14 protein-coding genes are annotated in these 18,800 nt (G+C 65.0%); 5 read left to right on the top strand and 9 right to left on the bottom strand.

What is annotated here, in order from left to right:
* Positions 1–33 precede the first annotated feature (33 nt).
* The 6 genes from P3T23_RS04065 to P3T23_RS04040 form a co-directional block, all read right to left on the bottom strand.
* The gene (locus P3T23_RS04065; RefSeq protein ID WP_429314923.1) at positions 34–1,182 is read right to left on the bottom strand and encodes a DUF1501 domain-containing protein; all 1,149 of its coding nucleotides are present in this window, start codon (positions 1,180–1,182) and stop codon (positions 34–36) included.
* 5 nt (positions 1,183–1,187) lie between these two features.
* Positions 1,188–2,648, bottom strand: coding sequence for a DUF1800 domain-containing protein (locus tag P3T23_RS04060; RefSeq protein WP_429314922.1), 1,461 nt, complete (start codon positions 2,646–2,648; stop codon positions 1,188–1,190).
* Between the two features lie 74 nt (positions 2,649–2,722).
* A complete protein-coding gene (locus P3T23_RS04055) occupies positions 2,723–3,217 on the bottom strand; it encodes a periplasmic heavy metal sensor (RefSeq protein WP_429314921.1) in 495 nt (164 codons plus the stop codon).
* Positions 3,214–3,633: a hypothetical protein gene (locus tag P3T23_RS04050; protein WP_429314920.1), complete on the bottom strand. Its 420-nt coding sequence runs from the start codon at positions 3,631–3,633 to the stop codon at positions 3,214–3,216. Before P3T23_RS04050 ends, P3T23_RS04055 begins: the two co-directional genes overlap by 4 nt.
* Positions 3,630–4,190, bottom strand: coding sequence for an RNA polymerase sigma factor (locus P3T23_RS04045; protein ID WP_429314919.1), 561 nt, complete (start codon positions 4,188–4,190; stop codon positions 3,630–3,632). Before P3T23_RS04045 ends, P3T23_RS04050 begins: the two co-directional genes overlap by 4 nt.
* Positions 4,191–4,501: 311 nt before the next feature.
* Complete coding sequence (locus tag P3T23_RS04040) at positions 4,502–6,184, bottom strand: SulP family inorganic anion transporter (protein WP_429314918.1); 1,683 nt, start codon at positions 6,182–6,184, stop codon at positions 4,502–4,504.
* Positions 6,185–6,652: 468 nt separating this feature from the next.
* On the opposite strand from P3T23_RS04040, the gene P3T23_RS04035 reads away from it, so the two are divergent.
* Both P3T23_RS04035 and P3T23_RS04030 read left to right on the top strand, forming a co-directional pair.
* Entirely contained in the window at positions 6,653–8,164 is a 1,512-nt protein-coding gene (locus P3T23_RS04035; protein ID WP_429314917.1) for a sensor domain-containing diguanylate cyclase, read from the top strand.
* A gap of 473 nt (positions 8,165–8,637) precedes the next feature.
* The gene (locus tag P3T23_RS04030; RefSeq protein ID WP_429314916.1) at positions 8,638–10,203 is read left to right on the top strand and encodes a methyl-accepting chemotaxis protein; all 1,566 of its coding nucleotides are present in this window, start codon (positions 8,638–8,640) and stop codon (positions 10,201–10,203) included.
* A 61-nt stretch (positions 10,204–10,264) separates the two neighbouring features.
* Here P3T23_RS04030 and P3T23_RS04025 read toward each other — a convergent pair whose 3' ends face one another.
* Positions 10,265–10,906 (bottom strand): glutathione binding-like protein, encoded by a 642-nt coding sequence (locus P3T23_RS04025; protein ID WP_429314915.1) that lies wholly within the window; start codon positions 10,904–10,906, stop codon positions 10,265–10,267.
* On the opposite strand from P3T23_RS04025, the gene P3T23_RS04020 reads away from it, so the two are divergent.
* Together P3T23_RS04020 and P3T23_RS04015 are read left to right on the top strand one after the other, a co-directional pair.
* Positions 10,824–11,648, top strand: coding sequence for a TetR/AcrR family transcriptional regulator (locus P3T23_RS04020; protein WP_429314914.1), 825 nt, complete (start codon positions 10,824–10,826; stop codon positions 11,646–11,648). The two genes, P3T23_RS04025 and P3T23_RS04020, sit on opposite strands and share 83 nt — an antisense overlap.
* 201 nt (positions 11,649–11,849) lie before the next feature.
* Entirely contained in the window at positions 11,850–13,157 is a 1,308-nt protein-coding gene (locus P3T23_RS04015; protein WP_429314913.1) for a solute carrier family 23 protein, read from the top strand.
* 23 nt (positions 13,158–13,180) lie between these two features.
* Here P3T23_RS04015 and P3T23_RS04010 read toward each other — a convergent pair whose 3' ends face one another.
* On the bottom strand, positions 13,181–14,845 hold the full coding sequence (locus P3T23_RS04010; protein WP_429314912.1) for a Na+/H+ antiporter: 1,665 nt from the start codon (positions 14,843–14,845) through the stop codon (positions 13,181–13,183).
* A 371-nt stretch (positions 14,846–15,216) separates the two neighbouring features.
* Here P3T23_RS04010 and P3T23_RS04005 point away from each other — a divergent pair, with 371 nt between their 5' ends.
* The gene (locus P3T23_RS04005) at positions 15,217–16,518 is read left to right on the top strand and encodes an EAL domain-containing protein (protein ID WP_429314911.1); all 1,302 of its coding nucleotides are present in this window, start codon (positions 15,217–15,219) and stop codon (positions 16,516–16,518) included.
* Between the two features lie 56 nt (positions 16,519–16,574).
* Here the strand turns inward: P3T23_RS04005 and P3T23_RS04000 are convergent, their stop codons facing one another.
* Entirely contained in the window at positions 16,575–18,785 is a 2,211-nt protein-coding gene (locus tag P3T23_RS04000) for a beta-glucosidase (protein ID WP_429314910.1), read from the bottom strand.
* Between the last annotated feature and the right edge of the window lie 15 nt (positions 18,786–18,800).

Genomic DNA, 18,800 nt, shown 5'->3' with positions numbered 1-18,800 from the left:
TAGACGACGTACGCTCGATAGGCCAACCAGACTTCACGCGCGCACCAGCCCAGTCAACGGACGCGTCGCCCCTGCCTGTCCAAAGAGCGCCGCCGCAGTTCGATGAGGATCGATCCCGAGGCTCTCGCCCGCTGCGCCGGAGATCAGTGCGTCGAGTGACGTCGTAGGCTTGAGGTCACGCGCTTCGTAGAGTTCGCCAGGTTTCAGGCCAGGCCAGTCGGCAAGCACACGTCCACCAGCGACCGCGCCACCGATCAACATCGCAACCGAACCCGTGCCGTGATCAGTGCCGCCTGTGCCATTGGCCGCGGCGGTTCTGCCGAACTCGGTGGCGACCAGCACGGTGGTTTTGTTCCACAACGGACCCATGCCGTCGCGCAGTGCCGCGAGCATCGTGTCGAGCGCTTTCAGCTGATTCGCGAGGCGCGCATTCTGCGCGCTATGGGTGTCCCAGCCACCGGTCTCGATCATCGCGATGCGCGGACCGTCGTCGCGCGCAAGAAAGCTGGCTGCGAGCTTGCCAAGGCTCGCTGGATCCTGGCGTGCACCGGCGTCACCCGCCAGCCCGCGCGCGGTCATCGCCGATTCCCACAGGGGGCGCAATTGCGCATCCTGTTCGTAGAGTTGGGACACCCGCATGAGCAGATCGTCGGGCGCCGGAGGTAACGCGGAGGGCGCATAAGACGTCACTTCCGCCTTGCCGCGCAAGGCCATCGGTACGGTGGGCGCGAACGCAATGGCGCTTTCGCGGCTGGCTGGCATCAGCGCGACCAGCCGGTTCAGCCAGCCGTCCTTCACCTGATAAGGCGATGCGCCGCCCGTTTCCAGCACGTTCTGTCCGTCGAAGTGCGAACGGTCGCGATACGGCGACGCCACCGCGTGCACGAACAGCGCCTCGCCATCCGCATACATCTTCGCGGTCTGCGCGAGCGAAGGATGCAGCGCAAACGTGCCGTCGAGTCTCGTCGCGGTTGACGCATCGATAGCAAGCGCGCCGCGCAGTTTCGCGTAGTCCGGTTCGGCGTACGGCACGACGATGTTCAGCCCGTCGGCTGCGCCGCGCTGGATCACGAAGACGAAGCGGCGTTCGGTCTGAACGCTGGCGAACGCGATGTGCGAAGACGCGAGGATGGCCCCCGCGCCGGCAGCGGCAAAGCTCAAGAATCTGCGGCGTGACAGCATGACGTTCATCTCCGTTGAAAGTCCGGCGAGACCAGCAACAGCGCAATCGCGGTCGACGCGCTTTCCGCGCGCGACACCGCGGCTCCGGTCGCCGGGCTGAGCGAACCGCACAGCAGCATCTGTCCAAGCGCGCGCGCATCGAGCTGGTCGCCGACACGCGCGGCGAGGCGCTGGGCGACTTCGACGCGGCGCACGAGGGCGTCGGGCGCGGCCCAGCTTGCCGCGATGTCGTCGTAGCCGGCGGGCGATCCCGGTCGCCAGACGGGCTGGCCAAGTTGCGTCAGGAGCGGCGCGGCCTGAAGGTTGCCGGTGTCTTGCCAGCCGAGGCCGCGCAGCGACGAAATCGCCCACTCCCACGGGGTTTTGAACTTCACGGCAACCGGGGTCCAGGCTTCCGGCGCATCGAGCAGCGCCCGATAGACGGTCGGCAGATCGCCGCCGCTGCGCCTGAACGCGTCCGCGAGTCGGTCGCTCAAACCGGCGGGCGGATTGTCGGCCGCGAAGTGGCGCGCGAGCTTGCCGCCGATATGCTGCGCGGTCGAAGGCGACGCAGCGAGGTCGTGCAGGATCGCCAGCGCCTGATTCTCGCCAGACTGGTCGTAGCGCCGGTCCATGATGGTCCGCGAACCGGGTTCGTGCAGCGCCGCACGGAATACGTATTCGCCTGGCGTGGCGCCAGGCGGCTGCGGCCCTTGAACGCCGGCAACACTCCAGCCGGTCAACGCGCGGGCGAACTCCGTCACATCGTCCTGCGTGTAGCCGCTGCGCACGCCGAGCGTGTGCAGTTCCATGATTTCGCGCGCGAGGTTCTCGTTCAGACCGCGCTTGCGCTCCGGGTTACGCTCTGCGGCACGCATCGCCGCCATGCTGTCGGGGCCGACCGAGCGTGTCTGATCCAGAAACACCTGCATGGCCGGATGGCGTTCCACTGCGACGAGCATGTCTTCGAACCGGCCCAGCACATGCGGACGAATGGCCTCTGCCTCGAACGCACCCGCCAGCGCGGCGACGGCGGGCTTGTCGCCGGATACCGCGAAGTGATTCGCCCAGAAGTGCACGAGCCGCTCGACGAACGGCGCAGGCGTGGTCAGCGCGCTGTTGACGCGTGCGTTCACTGCCGAGCGATACACGTCGCGCACTTCCTCGCGAAGGGCCTTGTTGGCGGCCTGCCTTGCAGTCGCGTCAGCCGCCTGGCCGGTGCTGGCGTTTTGCTGATCCGGCGGAGTCTGCGGGGTTTGCGAGCTCTGCGAGCTTTGCAGCTTCTGCTGACGTTGCTGGGCAAGTCCGGTTGCAAGTGACGCCGCAGTCGGCTGGTTCGCCCATGCGGCAGACCGCGGTTGATACTGGTCGAACTGCGCGAGCAGCCACGCCTTTGGCTCGCGAGGCGGCGCGTCGTCCGGGCGCGCGCCGAGACCGAAGCGGTTCAGCGCGATAGCCGCGGCATTGTCGTTTGATGAAATGGCCATGCCGTTCTCTTCAGGCGTTGGATATTCCTTTAAACGACACGCGCCGAAAATTCCGTCGCGCCAGGCGAAAAGATTTACTGGCCGGCGGGCTGGCTCGCAGCGACGGCCGGTTGCGGCTCGCGCCATTGCCCGCGCTGTTTGAGGCTGTCGGCGAATTTGACCCGCTCCTCCGGCGTAAGCGAGGCGGCGAAATCCGCGACGCTGCTTTCGACCTGCGCCCGCAGCGCGCTGTCGGCGGCCCGCGTGCGGGCCAGCGCGGCATCCAGCGCCGCGCGGTCGAGTTGCGGTGCGGCGAGCAGGCGCAGCACCTCGCGACGGCCCTCACGGCCCTCGCGCGCGAACTGCCGCCCCTCCCGTCGTGCTTCCGTCAGACCGTCGATGAACGCCTCCTGGCGCTCAGCCGACAGATCCCCGGCGGCGAAGCGCAGCGCCCGTTGCTGGGCCACCGCCACGCCCGACGGCCGGTGTGCGGCGAACCACTGGTATGCCCCGCCGGCAATCGCGCCAAGCAGAAACACATTGAGCACCAGCGAGCCCACCAGCAGGAACTTCCATCGTCCGCCGTTCATTCGCCGCTCCAGTCGGCGGTCGATCCGCCGAAGCCCGTGGTTAGATAAGACGAGTCGTGCACCGGCGACGTCGCGCCAGCCAGTAAGAAGAACGACACTGCAAACGCACCGGCGAGACCGCCCGTCAACCCTACGCCCGCGAGCGCCGCGCCCGACCACCACATCCTGTGGCGGTACCACGGCGCACGCCGCGCCGGCGCGCCGGCAACGATGCGCTGCTGAAGTGCGCGATCCGGCGGCGCGATTTCGTCACAGGCAAGCCACGCGTCGACGCTCGCCGATTCGGCGAGCGCCGCGTCAGCCTCGGCGCGATGCGCGGCCGCCCACGCCTGCGCTGCCGCGCGCTCCTGTTCCGGCCAGCGACGTGGATCGGCGCCGTAGGCTTCGACGATGGTGTGGAATCTTTCGGGTGTCATGATTTGTCCTCGCGAAAGCCGCTCCCCGCCAGCTGGGCGCGCAGGTTGCGACGGGCGCGCGCGAGCAGGCTTTCCAGCGCATCGACGGTGATGCCCATCAAGGCGGCTGCTTCGATGTTCGACAGTTCCTGGTAGTAGTTCAGCACGAGCGCTTCGCGCTGCCTTGCGGGCAATGCTGCCAGCGCAACGCGAATCTGTTCGTCGCGGGCGCGGTTTTCGAACTGAACCTCGGGGGATGCGGCTGGATCGGCTTGATCCGGCATTTCGGCGACCGGCTCTTCACGTTGTCCGCGCAACCGGTCGTAACAGAGATTCAGCGCAACACGGTGCAGCCACGTATCGAATCTGGCTTCGCCTTCGCGCCAGCTCGGCGCCTGTTTCCAGATTCGCACGAAGGCCTCCTGCGCGACGTCTTCAGCTTCCATACGATCTCCCAACATGCGCGTGGCGAGCGCGAGCAGGCGCGGCAGCTTGCGCGCGACGAGCGTGCGAACCGCGACCGGGTCCTGTGTACCAACCCGCGCCATCAGTTCCGCATCGGGATCCCGTTCGCTCAAGACGCGCGGTCCCGCAGCATTCGCCGCGTGACCAACTCACGCCGCGACGCCCTGTACGATTGACGGGCGACACAAATCTTCTTCACTTCGCGCGGCTCCCTGAGTGCGTTTTCACGCCTGCTTCAATCCTGTCCAATGCGTTGTGCGAGCTACCGGTCTTACGCGTGGGGGTAACCAGCGGTTTCGCGGTCAATACACGACGACAGCCGGGCGATAGTGAGCGGGCCGCGCCGGCACGACGACACAACCGGCTCCGTTTCTCGTTAAACGCGTGAGCGGGAAAAATCCGTCGCGGGTGGTCGCGGGTGGTCCTACGCCTCACCCGCGTGCTGCATCGCAGGGGCCGCGTCCACTGCGGCGAGTGCCTCGTGCAGTGTCTGGAAGATATGCTTCTCGCCGATCGTCCCCGTGATGCCATGCCGGTCCATGTCGGCGCGCAGGTACACGTTGACCCGCGCAAAAATCACGACGATGCCGCGTTGCGTCAGCTCGTTGCACAGGTCGCCCACCGACCGGGCCGCCGAATAATCCAGATCCGTAACGGCGCCCGCATCGACCAGGAACCAGCGCACGGGAGCTGGCGCACGGTCGATGAGCTGTCGCACTTCGTCGACGAACAGATGGTCATTCGCGAAGAACAGATCCGCCCCGAACCGGTAGACGATCAATCCCGACGCGGTCTCGGTGCCGGCTATGGCGGGGACCGGCAGCCAGCGTCCGTCGGAGCCAGGTGCGAGCATCATGGTGTGCGGGCGGTAGCTATGCCGCACATGTCGCATGAGCGATAGCGCGACCGCCAGCAGGATCCCGTGCTCGACGCCCATGAACACGACAGCGGCAGCCGTGACGAGCGCCAGCGTGAATTCGCCTGGACTCTCGTGGCGAATAGCCCAAAGGCTTTTCACGTTGACGAGCCCCACCGCGATCGTGAAGACGATGGCGGCAAGCAAGCAATGCGGCAGGTACTGCAGCGATCCGCTCAGAAACAGCAGCACCACCACCACGACGCCGGCGAAAGTAAGTTGCGCGAACTGGCTGCGTGCACCCGCGCGTTCGGCCATCGCAGTCTGCGTCGGACTGCCGTTGACGACGAACGCCCCGCTTAGCGCGGCAGCCGCATTGGCCGCCGCCAGACCCATGATGTCGGCGTCCCCATCGAAGCGCTCGTGATAGCGCTCCGCGAAGACGCGGCCTGCAGCTGCGCTCTGCGCGATGATCATCACGAAGCAGGAAGCCGCTACCGGCACGAGGTCCAGCGTTTCCTGCCAGCCGGGAAGCGGCACGTGCAGGGACGGCAGGCCGCCCGCTACGGGTCCGATGACAGCGATGCCGTGGCCGGCAAAATCGTAGGCATAGCTCGCAGCGATCCCGCCGACGACGGCAAAGAGCGACACGGGCAGGCGCGGCAGGTAATGCCTGAAACCCAGAATGCAGCTCACCACCACGACTGAAATCGCGAGTGTGGCGAGCTGTACATGGTCCAGTTGCCGGACGATCAGTCCGATCTGGTCCAGGGTGCGGGACGAGTGCACCGCGAGGCCCAGCATGTCGCCCATCATCGCGATGCCGACCTGCACGCCCACACCGGCAAGAAAGCCGAGCAGCACGGTGCGGGAAAGGAAGTCGGCGAGGAACCCCAGCCTGAAGATTCGCGCCAGCAGCAGAAGCGCGGCTGTCAGAAGCGCGACCGTGCCGGCGAGCACGACGTAGCTGGCGCTTCCGGTTGGCGCCATCGTTGCGAGCCGGCTCGCGACGATGGTCGCTGTCGCCGAGTCGGCGGCCACGACAAGGTGGCGGGATGCTCCGAAAATGGCGAACGCCACGAGTGGCAGAAACACGGTGTAAAGACCGGTCACCGCGGGCATCCCCGCGATGCGCGCATAACCCAGCACTTGCGGGATGTTCATTGACGCCAGGGTCACGCCAGCGAGGGCATCGCGCCAAGCCCCGGCGCGATTGAGCGGAAGAACGCCCTTCAACAGGTCAAACCGCATTGTATTTTTCCTCGAGATAGCCCGCGTGCGGGCGCCGTAAAGGCAACAGGGATGTCGGCGTATCGTGCCGCGACTCGAACCGGAAAAGCAAGGCAGGGTTTCAGGGCACGGTGTTGGCGAGGCCGATGCACCGCACGTTCGCCATCAGATTAGCTGGCGTTGCGCAACATGCGCCGAAGGCTGGGCACGGCGTGCAAGGCGAGTCCGCGCGCCGGGTTCCGCAATCCCCTGACGAAAATCACGGTGGATCAAGAAAAGTCGCGAACATGCCGTTAAACAGCGAAGAACCTGAAAAAGACGGCTCTATCCGGCCAATTGGCGGACGCCGGCTACCGGTAGGCTGTCGGATTGCAGCATGGCACGCGTCGCTCGCTTCCGGCTTGCCGGATGTCCTGGTATCGGGCGCAGTCGAAACCGACGCCCCTACAACGAGCCCGCCGTCCCGCGGTTTCCCTAACAGATCTAAACATGGTGACCCGCCGACCGAACGCTGTGATCGTCATCAGTCTCGTGCTTGCTGCCGCCATCCTCGCGATTTCGGTGTGGGTGCTGTTCGAGATGCGCAAGGATGCGTTGCGCCGCGCGCAGGAGTCTGCGTTCAACGTGTCGCTGCTGGTCGAGCGCGACACGTCGCGCAATCTGGACATCTATGACCTGTCGCTGCAGGCGGTGATCGAAGGGCTCCGGCAGCCCGGTGTGATGGAGTTGCCGCCGCCGATCCGGCAGATGGTTCTGTTCGACCGCTCGGCGACCGCCAAGGACCTGGGGTCGCTGCTGGTGGTGAACGAGAAGGGCGACATCATCGTCGATTCGCAGGCGGTGCCGCCGCGCCACGTCAACGTCGCCGATCGCGATTACTTCCAGGTCCAGCGCGCGTCGCCCACGGTCGGGCTGTATGTCAGTCATCCGTTCATGCCGAGGGTCTCCAGCGGCACAATCAGCATCGCGTTGAGCCGTCGGCTGTCGCATCCGGATGGCAGTTTCGCAGGTGTCGTCGTGGGTACGATGCGGCTGAATTACTTCCGCAAGCTGTTCGACGGCGTGAATCTGGGCGAAGGCGGCTCGATGGCGTTGATGCTTGCCGACGGCACGATGCTGATGCGCCGTCCGTACGACGCGAAAATCCCGGGCCGCAGCCTGCACGGCACGGCGAACTACACGCGCTTTACCGAGGCTCCGAACGGCGACTTCTTTGGCACGGCCGCCCTCGACGGCGTGGCGCGCTGGTATGCGTTCCGTCACATCGCGGGCTACCCGATGATTCTCGACGTGGCGATCGCGACGCGGGATATCTATACCGAATGGCGGCGCCGCGCCTGGATTATCGGTTCGCTGATCGCGGCGGTCGATGTCGCGCTGGTCGCGCTTGCCGTGCTGTTCGCGCAGCAATTGCGCAGGCGCATCGCGGTGGAAGAGGAGCTGCGCATGCTGGCGCGCACCGACGGTCTGACAGGCCTGAATAACCGGCGCGCATTCGAGGAGATCGTCGAAGCCGAATGGCGGCGTACGCAACGCAGCGCACGACCGCTTTCGATGTTGTTGATCGACGTCGACAACTTCAAGGGCTTCAACGACCTCTACGGCCACTCCGCCGGCGACGATGCCCTGGTTGCCGTGGCGCGCTGCATCGCGGGCCATGTGCGCCGTCCGGGGGATAGTGCGGCGCGCTACGGCGGCGAGGAGTTTGTGGCACTGCTGCCGAACACCGGCGAGGCAGGCGCCATGCGCATCGCCGAGCAGATCCGCGCGGCCGTGCAGTCGCTCGACATGCGGCATGTCGCGAGCGCGCACCACGTGCTGACGATCAGCATCGGCATCGCCAGCACCGAGCGTCAGCGCTTCAGTACGTGTCGTGCGTTCGTCAATGCAGCCGATACGGCGCTCTACGAAGCAAAGGATGCCGGACGTAACCGCGTAGTCGTGTGGCCGGTGGAAGCGCGCGCCGAGGAACCGCAAGCCGTCGATCAGCCGACTGGGTAGGGGCGGCCGCGATCCCGGCATCGACGCCGTTACTGCCGGACAATCCTGAACACTAACGGACATCGGCGGATATCCACGGCTGGCGGCGAGCGAGGGTGGTTTGATGACCATGCCGTGCCTATCAATTGGCACAAAAAAAGCCGTTCACGTCGGGGAACGTGAACGGCGAGTCGGAGAGTTACAGCATTTGCTAGCGCTACTAATGGACTAAGCAGCCTGCGGAACAGTGTAGGTACTTTCAGAATGCTTATACATCAGACGATTCCGAAGTGAGCGAGACATAGCGCGCGCCAGTATCTCCGCTTTCATTGCGCATTCAACGCCCATCCAGCCCAGCTTATTCCCACCATCAGTACGTCAAGCCACGTCAGGACGACGCCGTAAACGAGCTGTCCGAACCGATGCGCGCGCCATCACCTGGCACGCAGCGTCGCGAGACATTTTCCGATTCCGGCCCGACAAAGGATGGCGACATGAAGTGGTTCGACCGCATGACCGTGTTGAGAAAGTTGATGCTGGCGTTTGCCATCGTGATCGCCTTTGGCGTCGTGGTGGGCGTAACCGGACTGACGACGCTGTCGTCGATGCACGCCGTCACCGAGGCCATCTGCGACCAGCACATGGATGGTCTCTACTGGATGGAAGAAGCGAATCGCAACAAGATCGACGCGGACCTCGCGGCGGCCAATCTCGGCTACGCGGCTGATGACGCCGGTCGCCAGCATCTGAAGGAAGAGATCGTTGCTTCGCTGAAGAATATGCATGAAGCGTTCGATCACTATCGCGTGACCGTCACTACCGAAGAAGGCCGCAAGCTTCAGGACGAAGTCCTCAGGAAGAGCGCCGCGTGGGAGGCAGTCGTGCATCAGCAGATCGGGATCGAGCCGATACCCGTGGGCGTCGATAACGCGGAGCTGGTGCGCCGTGCGATCGCCGCGAGCGTCGCGATGCGCGAACGTATCGTTGCGGTGATCGACTATCGCCGCAGGGAGGCCAGTGACGCGCAGGACCAGGCGTCGGCCGGATATCGCCGGATGCTTGTCGTGATGAGCTTGCTGGTGTTCGCTTCGATGGCCGCGGGCATTCTGCTCGCGTGGCTGATCGCGCGGCGTCTGTCGCGGCAGTTGGGCGGCGAGCCCGACCACGCGGTGGACATCGCGAACCGCATCGCCGCCGGTGACCTGACGGTGGGTGTCGCGACCCGTGCGGGCGACAACGCGAGTCTGCTGTTCGCGCTCGCGAATATGCGCGAACGGCTGGCGGGCATTGTCGGGGGCATCAGCGAATCGAGTGAGTCGATCCTGCTCGCGTCGGGTGAGATCGCGCAGGGCAATGCGGACCTTTCACAGCGCACCGAAGAGCAGGCAGCCTCGCTCGAAGAAACGGCATCGAGCATGGAACAGCTCACCGCGACCGTGCGGCAGAACGCGGACAACGCGCAGCAGGCAAGCGGCGTTGCACATGACGCATCTGAAGTGGCTGTGCGCGGTAGCGGTCTCGTCGGCGACGTCGTCGCGACGATGCGCGAGCTGGCCACCGGTTCGAAGCGGATGACGGATATCATCGCCGTGATCGAAAGCATCGCATTCCAGACGAATATTCTTGCGCTCAACGCAGCCGTAGAAGCGGCGCGCGCGGGTGAACAAGGGCGCGGCTTCGCAGTGGTTGCGGGCGAGGTTCGCTCGCTTGCACAACGCAGCGCGGTATCGGCGAAGGAGATCAAGGCGTTGATCGAAACTTCGACGGCGCGCGTCGACAGCGGCGCGATCCTTGCCGAGCGCGCGGGCGCGACGATGGCCGAAGTGACGCACGCCGTGCAGCGCGTGACGGACATCATGGGTGAGATTTCGGCGGCGTCGAATGAGCAGAGCACGGGCATCGACCAGGTGAACCGCGCCGTGGCGCAGATGGACGAAGTCACCCAGCAAAATGCCGCACTGGTGGAACAGGCGGCTGCAGCCGCGGGATCGATGGCCGATCAGGCGAGGCAACTGAAAACGGCCGTCGCGGTATTTTCGCTGGCGCGACGTGACGGCTGACGGGTGGGCATGTCGGCCTGGCGATGACGTCTTGCCGTCATCGCCGGCCGGTATGACATCGTCAAGCTTCGGCGCTCTGCCGGGCAAGTTCTTCGCGATGCAGGGCGACTTCTTCGGCCAGTGCACTGGCTACGACTGGACGTTGCGCGACTCGTCTGTAGTACGCATCGACAGCCGGCCATTGCGACAGGTCCACGCCGGAATACTGCGCCCAGTTCAGCACGGTGAACAGATAGCCGTCCGCCACCGTGAAACTGTCGAGCAGAAACTCCCGTTTGTCGAGATGTTTCTGCAGGACGCCGAGGCGCAATGCAACCTTGCGGCGCGTGTAGTCCCCGACATCGGCGGGTGCCTGCGGATCGAGCAACGGCACAAACACCGCCTTGTGCAATTCCGTGCTGATAAAGCCTAGCCACTGCTGCAGCTTCGCACGCTCCGCCGTACCCGCGGGCGGCGCGAGTTGCGCGGACGGAAACTGATCGGCGACGTACGGCATGATCGCCGTGTTTTCGGTAAGCAGCCAGCCTTCGTCAGTGCGCAAAGCGGGCACCTGTCCCAACGCATTGACGGGATAGAAATCGGAGCCGTCGCGCAGCCGCTTGCGCTTCGTGTCCACCTGGATGAATCCGGCTTGCGCACCGGCTTCGTACAGGGCAATCCGGGTGGCGAGCGAGCAGGCGAGCGGGGCGAAATACAGATCCATTTGGACGTCTCCAGTCTGTTTCGATTGTTTTTGTACTATAGTGAACAAAAATCAACGGCGCCAGACTATTTTTATGCATAGCGGTACAAAAACTGAAAGGAGAACGCGCGGCCGTCCCCGTGCGTACGATCCGGACGAGGCCATCGCGAGTGCGAGGGATGCGTTCTGGCAGGGCGGCTACTCAGGAACGTCACTCGACGCGCTGAGCGAGGCGACCGGCATGAACCGGCCGAGCCTGTACGGCGCTTTCGGCGACAAGCACGCGCTCTACCTGAGCACGCTGGATCGCTATGTCGAAGCCGGCCTGCACGCGATGGAAGCTGCACTCGGCGGCGATCGGCCGCTGCCGCGGGCGCTGCAGCGCGTCTATGACACCGCGCTCGCGCTCTATCTGCCGGCAGGCGAGGCGCCACGCGGCTGCTTCCTGATCGGCACCGCGACGGTGGAGTCGAAGCTCGATGCCGATGTTCGCGCCAGACTGGCAGATGGGCTGCGCACCTTCGATCGTGCGTTTGAGAAGCGTCTCAAGCTCGCGCAGGCGCAGGGCGAACTCGACCCAGCCGCTGATCCAGCGGTGCTCGCCAGAGTGGCCTCGGCGATCCTGCACAGCCTTGCGCTGCGCTCGCGCGCCGGCGATACGCGAGCGTCGCTGCGCGCCACCGCCGCGGCCGGCGTGGCGCTGATCTGCGGCACGCGCGGCGAGCAACCAGTGACTCAGTCGAAATCCGGCGTGAAACGATAGCGGCCTCGGCCCGGCCGCGCGCCCGCGGCCGCCAGGACCGGCGCTTCAGGCTGGTGGAGCGCGCGGCATGAGCTTCACAGGGGCGAACCCGACGCTCCGGCTTGTCAGCGTGCGCCCCTCTCCGTACACTCGCGCGTAATTCCAGAACAGCGCCGTCAGCGGCGCGTCCCAGATATACGTCGACAAAGGAGACCTCCTGCTATGGCCGATTCCTACTTTCCCCGCTGGCGTGTCCAGTCACAAGCGATCGAAGGCCGCGTGGTCGGCACAGAGGAGCGGCTCGCCTGGCCGCAGATGTTCGCGCTCGGTATCCAGCACGTCGTCGCAATGTTCGGCTCGACTGTGCTTGCCCCGCTTCTGATGGGTTTCGATCCGAACCTTTGCATTTTCATGTCGGGTATCGGCACGCTGCTGTTCTTCGTGCTCGTCGGCGGCCGGGTGCCGAGCTATCTCGGTTCGAGCTTCTCGTTCATCGGCCTCGTCATCGCCGTGACCGGCTACAGCGGGCATGGGCCGAACATGAATATTCCGGTCGCGCTTGGCGGGATCATCGCGTGCGGTGTCGTGTACTCGATCATCGGCCTGATCGTGTCGGCGGTCGGCACGAAGTGGATCGAGACGCTGATGCCGCCCGTCGTCACCGGCGCCATCGTCGCGGTGATCGGGCTGAACCTTGCGCCGATCGCGGTAAAGGGTGTCAGCGGGAGTGCCTTCGATTCGTGGATGGCGCTGTTGACGGTGCTGTGCGTCGGAGCGGTGGCGGTGTTCGCGCGCGGCATGTTGCAGCGTCTCCTGATTCTCGTCGGTTTGCTGATTGCCTACGTGATCTATGCCATCGTGACGAACGGTCTGGGCATGGGCAAACCGATCGATTTCACGATTGTCGCGAACGCGGCGTGGCTCGGCATGCCGCACTTCACGGCACCGGTTTTCAACGCGCAGGCGATGACGCTGCTCGCACCGGTCGCCGTCATCCTCGTCGCGGAAAACCTCGGCCACATCAAGGCCGTGAGCGCGATGACGGGGCAGAACCTCGATCGTTATATTGGCCGCGCGTTCATTGGCGACGGCCTCGCGACGATCGTCTCCGGTCTCGCGGGCGGCACTGGCGTCACCACCTACGCGGAAAACATCGGCGTGATGGCGGTCACGAAAATCTACTCGACGCTCGTGTTCGTGATCGCTGCGGTGATTGCGCTCGTGCTCGGCTTCTCGCCGAAGTTCGGCGCGGTGATCCAGACGATTCCGGGCCCTGTGCTTGGCGGCGTGTCGATCGTGGTGTTCGGGTTGATTGCGGTGACGGGCGCGCGCATCTGGGTCGTCAACCGGGTCGATTTCTCCGATAACCGCAACCTCATTGTCGCGGCCGTCACGCTCGTGCTGGGCGCGGGCGACTTTTCACTGAAGCTGGGTGGTTTTGGGCTGGGCGGCATCGGTACCGCGACGTTCGGCGCGATCATTCTTTACGCGCTGCTGCGGCGCAAGCCGGCGCAACAGGCAGCTGTCTGAGCGTTGGTGCCTCTCACGTCACCTCAGGTTCGCGCCCGCCCACGGTTCGTCAACGCCATCTCCGACAGATCCACTTCCCGCATCAGCCGCGTCAGCGTTTCATCGTTGATTTTCTGCTCGGTGCGCAACGACAGGAATACCGCACGTTCCGCGCGCATTGCGGCGAGCCGCATCTGCAATTCCAGCGCTTCGGCGCGGCGTGCGAGTTCGCTGGGTTTCTCGTTGTCATCGAGCGTGGCGAGACGCCGGCGGTAAATATCCATCACGCGCGCGGTCACATCTGCGGCGTACGCGGACGCCGATTCGTCGAGATCGGCGCCGGCTGTTTCATGCAGGTTGTCGACCGCGCGAATGGCGGCCTGGGCGGCGAGCGTGCGCGCATGCTTCTCTTCGGCGGCGTGCGGATCGCGGCCACGGCGCGAGCCACGCGTAAGCAGCGGCAGCGCGACGACCGCCACCAGCAGCGACGCGAGAATCACCCCCGACGCGATGAAGATCGCCACCTCCCGACCCGGCAGCGCCTGACCATCCGGTAACGCGACCGGCAATGACAGCACGCCTGCGAGCGTCACCGCGCCGCGCACGCCGGCGACGGTCATGATTGCGACCGTCCGCAACCCAGGCACCGCGTTGGTGACGCCCTGGCGTGCCGCGCCACGGCTCGCGAACCAGCGTAACAACCACACCCACACGAAGCGCAGCGCATACAGCGCGAGCAGCACCGTCGCGACATAGCCGATGAGTCGCAAGGCCTGCACGTCGCTGGTGTGATGCGCGTCGAGCAGCGCCTCGCCAAGAATGTGCGGAAACTGCAGGCCGAGCAGGATGAAGACCATCCCGTTGAAGACGAACTCGATCATCGTCCACGTACTGGCGCCACGCACACGCGACGCGACGGGCCCCGCGTGCGCGATGCTCGCGTAGTTCATCATCATGCCGGCGGCGACGGCCGCGAGAATGCCCGAGCAGCCCAGATGCTCGGCGAACAGGTAGGCGGCGAAGGGAATCAGCAGCGTCATCACGACACCGGGTGCGGGGTCCCCTTCGCTCGTAACATTCAGGAAGCGCGCCGACACGACGCTGAAGAGCCAGCTGACCGCTGCGCCCGTCGCGAGGCCGCCGGCCGCGATGATGACGAAGCTGATCGACGCGTCGCGCAGCGAGAACACGCCGGTCAACGCCGCGGCAATCGCGAACTTGAGCGCGACGAGGCCGGACGCGTCGTTCATCAGCGCCTCGCCTTCGAGGATATGCATCAGCTGCGGCGCAATCCTGCCCTTGCCAGCGATGCCGGTCAGCGCAACCGCGTCGGTGGGCGACAGGACGGCGGCGAGCGCGAATGCGACCGGCAGCGAGATCGACGGCACCAGCGCATGAACGAAGTAGCCGATGGCGAGCACCGTCATGAACACAAGACCGAGCGCGAGCATCAGGATCGCGCGGCGTTGCATGAAGAACTCGCGCTTCGGGATGCGCCAGCCGTCCGCGAACAGCAGCGGCGGGATGAACAGCACCATGAAGATGCCCGGGTCGAAGGTGACATGCAGCCCGAGTTCCGGCCACGCCAGCAGTGCGCCGATGGCGATCTGCACGAGCGGCAGCGGCGCTTTGACAGGCAGGAGCCGGATCAGGATGCCCGAACTGGCAACCGCGAGCAGCAGGATGAGGACGGTGAAAACGATTTCCATCAGGCTTGGTTCGGAAGAAGCCGCGCGACGTTCGCTGGCAGCGCCGCAGGCGCGCGCGGAGGCTCGTCCGACAGGAAGGCACAAGTCCGAAGTGTAGCCCGACGTGCAAGCAATCCGGGGCGAAGCGCGCATCGGATGCACATGGGCCGCTGCCCGTCGGCGCGCCATGCTGCACCGGCATGGTGCGTTTTGCGCCCCTGCTCGACGCATGCCGTTTACCGTCGCTGCAAGCTGGCGCGCGAATTAACGCGATACGTGGTCGACCGTGCGCATGGAGCTTGCTTAAGTGATATCGATGACGCACATTTTGAGAAAGGAGCCTCCCCGGTCGTTCCTCGACTGGAAGCCTCGCTCTCGCGTGAGAGGATTGCATGAGCATTGCCCAGCAGGACAGGTCGGCCGCCGCGCCGCACGGGTTTGAGGTGAGTTTTACCTCGGGCCTGCAACGTTATTCGACGCAACACGGGGATCTGGAACTCACCAGTGTCTTCCAGCCTGTCTTTAGTCTGTCGCACATGCGTGCGATTGGCTACGAAGGCTTGCTGCGCGCGCACGATTCGCTCGACCGGCCGGTTTCGCCGCTCGATGTGTTCGGCCAGGCCGCGCGTCTGGGCGACGTGCTGCAGGTCGACCGGCTTGCGCAGGCGCTGCATCTCGAGAACTTCAAGGCGCTTGGCGCGGAAAAGGAATGGCTGTTCCTGAACGTGCATCCGGGCGCGCTGACCGATCCGTATCACGCCGCCGCGCTGCTCGCGAACCTGCGCCGCCTCGATCTGCCGCCGCGGCGCATCGTGCTCGAAGTGCTCGAGCAGCGTGCGGACGATCTCGAACGTCTCGCCGAAGCGGTGCGCCAGTTCCGCGACCGCGGCTTCCTGATCGCGCTCGACGATTTCGGCGCGGGTCATTCGAACGTCGAGCGCGTCTGGCAACTGAATCCGGATATCGTAAAGCTCGACCGTTCGCTGCTCGCGCCCGGTGCGATCAGGCCGCAGGGTTCGTCGATCCTGCCGGGGCTCGTGTCGTTGCTGCATGAGGCGGGCAAGCTCGTGCTGATCGAAGGCATCGAGACCGAGAGCGAGGCGCACATGGCGCTCTCGTGCGATGCGGACTTCGTGCAGGGCTTCTTCTTCGGCAGGCCAAGCGCAGCAATGGCCGACGCCTCGACGAGCGCCGCGCTGATTGGCGGGCTCACCGAACGCAACCGGGCGCTGACCGAAATGCGCGAAAAGCGTGACGCGTCACGTCTTGCGCCGTATGTGCGGGCCTTCGAGCGCGCGGCCGACCGCCTGTCTGCGGGCGAACCGCTCGACGAGGTGTGCTGGAATTTCCTGTCTCTCGACCATGCTGCACGCTGCTTCCTGCTCGACGAGAACGGCCGGCAGTCGGAGCGCAACGTCGTGCTGCGGGCCGACCGTGCCGTGCAGATGTCGCGCTTTCTTCCGCTGTCGGATGCGAAGGGGGCGAGCTGGCTGCGACGGCCTTACTTCCGCGCGGCGATCCGCGAGCCGCAGCGCGTACAGGTCACGCGGCCGTATCTGTCGATCAATGAAGCGACGCTGTGCGTGACGCTGTCGATCGCGACGCGGGTCGGCGACAAGGCGTGCGTGCTATGCGGCGATATCGACTGGCATCACGAAACCGATGAAGTCGTTACCGCCGGCGCGTTGATCTAGTTACCCGCAAGTTACCCGCAGCGGCCGCCCGAGAACCCTTCGACGTGACCAGGTCGTCAAGGACCGAAGCGGCGGTCGGTCAGACTGACCGACTGGACGAGCTTCAGGTCGCCGGAAGACGAACCGAGATAGACCGGATAAGTGCCTGCCCGGACTCGCCATTGCCCCGCGTTCTTGTCAAACGATGCGAACAGGCGCGGGTCGATGTCGACGGACACCCGCTTCGTTTCTCCCGCCTTCAAGTCGATCTTCTGGAACCCGGCAAGCCGCCCTGGCGCGTGGGCTGCAGCCGGCAGGCCCATGTAGACCTGCGCGGTTTCCTTGCCGTCGCGCTTGCCCGTGTTGGTCACGTTGAAGCTGACCGTCAATCCGCGCGAGTCGCCGTGCATACTGGCTTTCGAATACCCAAAGGTCGAATACGACAGGCCGAAGCCGAACGGAAACAGTGGCTTCTGGGTGGTTTGCTCATGCCACCTGTAGCCAACTGCTGCGCCCTCGATGTTGTAGTCGACGGCCGCGTCAGGCGCGATTGCGGGGCGCGGCAACTGGGCGACGCTGGCTGGGAATGTGACCGGCAGACGCCCGGATGGATTGACGTCGCCATACAGTACGTTCGCAATCGCCTCGCCGCCTTTCGCGCCCGGATACCATGCCTCGATAACCGCGCTCACCTTCGACAGCCACGGCATCAGTACCGGATTGCCGGTTTCCAGCACGACGACCGTATGCGGATTCGCGGCGGCCACCTGCGCAATCAGTTCGTTTTGCTGATCAGGCAACAACAGGTCGGTCGCATTGTCCAGTGTTTCGGCGCTCCACTGGTGGGCGAATACGATCGCAACGTCGGCACGCTTCGCCAGTTCAGCCGCTCTCGCGGGGTCCGCGCCGTCGTCGTAACGCACCGTGGTCTCGCTGCCAGCCTTCGCCCCGATAGCCTTGAGCGGCGACGACGGATCGTAGATCACCGGATTCGGGAACGAATAGCCGCCCTGTCCAACGGCGGGACCACCGACCGGCCAGACCTGCGATGAACCGCCGCCCGACAGCACGCCTGCGTCCGCGTGCGAACCGATCACCGCAATCGTATGGCCGGGGGCGAGCGGCAGTTGCTGTGCGGCATTTTTCAGCAGTACGATCCCTTCCTCCTCGTCGGCCTGAGCAATCGTGGCATCCGCGGCGACATCGATCGGGCGCAGCGACGGCGGGTTGTCGAATACACCCTTGGCGTACATGGTGCGCAGGATCCGATGCGCCATGTCCTTCAGGCGGCTCTCCGGCACGGTGCCGTCTGCCAGTGCCTGCTTCAGCTTGTCGCCGAAGAACGGACCACCGTTGTCCTTGTCGAACGATTCTCCGGACTCCTGGTCGAGGCCGTTCAACGCATCCTTGACATCGTGAACCGCGCCCCAGTCCGACATCACATAGCCCTTGAAATGCCAGTCGTCCTTCAGGATCCGGTTCAGCAGCATATCGCTCGAGCACGCCCAGACCGTGTTGACCTTGTTGTACGAGCACATCACCGAACCGGGATCGCCTTTTTCGATCGCGAGCTCGAACGCAAGCAGGTCCGATTCGCGCGCGGCGGTCCAGTCGATGTTCGAACTGACGTTGAAGCGGTTCGCCTCCTGATCGTTGAGCGCGTAATGCTTGATGGTCGCGATCACGTGGCGGCTCTGGATGCCGGCAATCGCCGCGCCGACCATCGTGCCAGCGAGCAACGGATCTTCACCGGCATATTCGAAGTTGCGACCATTGCGCGGGTCACGCGCCAGGTCTGTCCCGCCGCCCAGCAGAACATTGGAGCCGAGCCTGTGTGCTTCCTCGCCGATCATCGCGCCACCATCGAAGGCACGCTGCGGATTCCAGGTCGAGGCAGTCGCCAGCCCCGACGGCAACGGTGTTGCCGCTCCGGTGTCCACGCCGCGAACCGGCAGCCCATTGGTCTTGTCGAGCAGAGACCGGATGCCCAGACCCGCATCCGACTCCACCTGGTCCGGAATACCGAGGCGCGGAATGCCGGCGATGATGCCCGACGGCATCAGCGGGCTCTTCGCATACCGCCCATAGAGGCCATGCACCAGTTGAATCAGTTCGTCCTGAGTCATCTGCTGGATCAAGGCATCCGCGCGCTGGTCCGCCACCGTTGGGGCGTCGACGGGCGGCGGAACGGCTGCATAGGCAACGGTTGCACAGAGCGCCTGGACCAGTAACGCGATCGCTTTCAGTTTGCCGGCCGTCGCAGCCGGTTTGGTTCGTTCAATTTTCATGATGAGACTCTTCTT

Source organism: Paraburkholderia sp. GAS448, assembly GCF_050435685.1.
Lineage (GTDB): Bacteria > Pseudomonadota > Gammaproteobacteria > Burkholderiales > Burkholderiaceae > Paraburkholderia.
The sequence above is the reverse complement of the archived record's forward strand: the minus strand, read 5'-3'. Positions and strand labels throughout refer to the sequence as shown.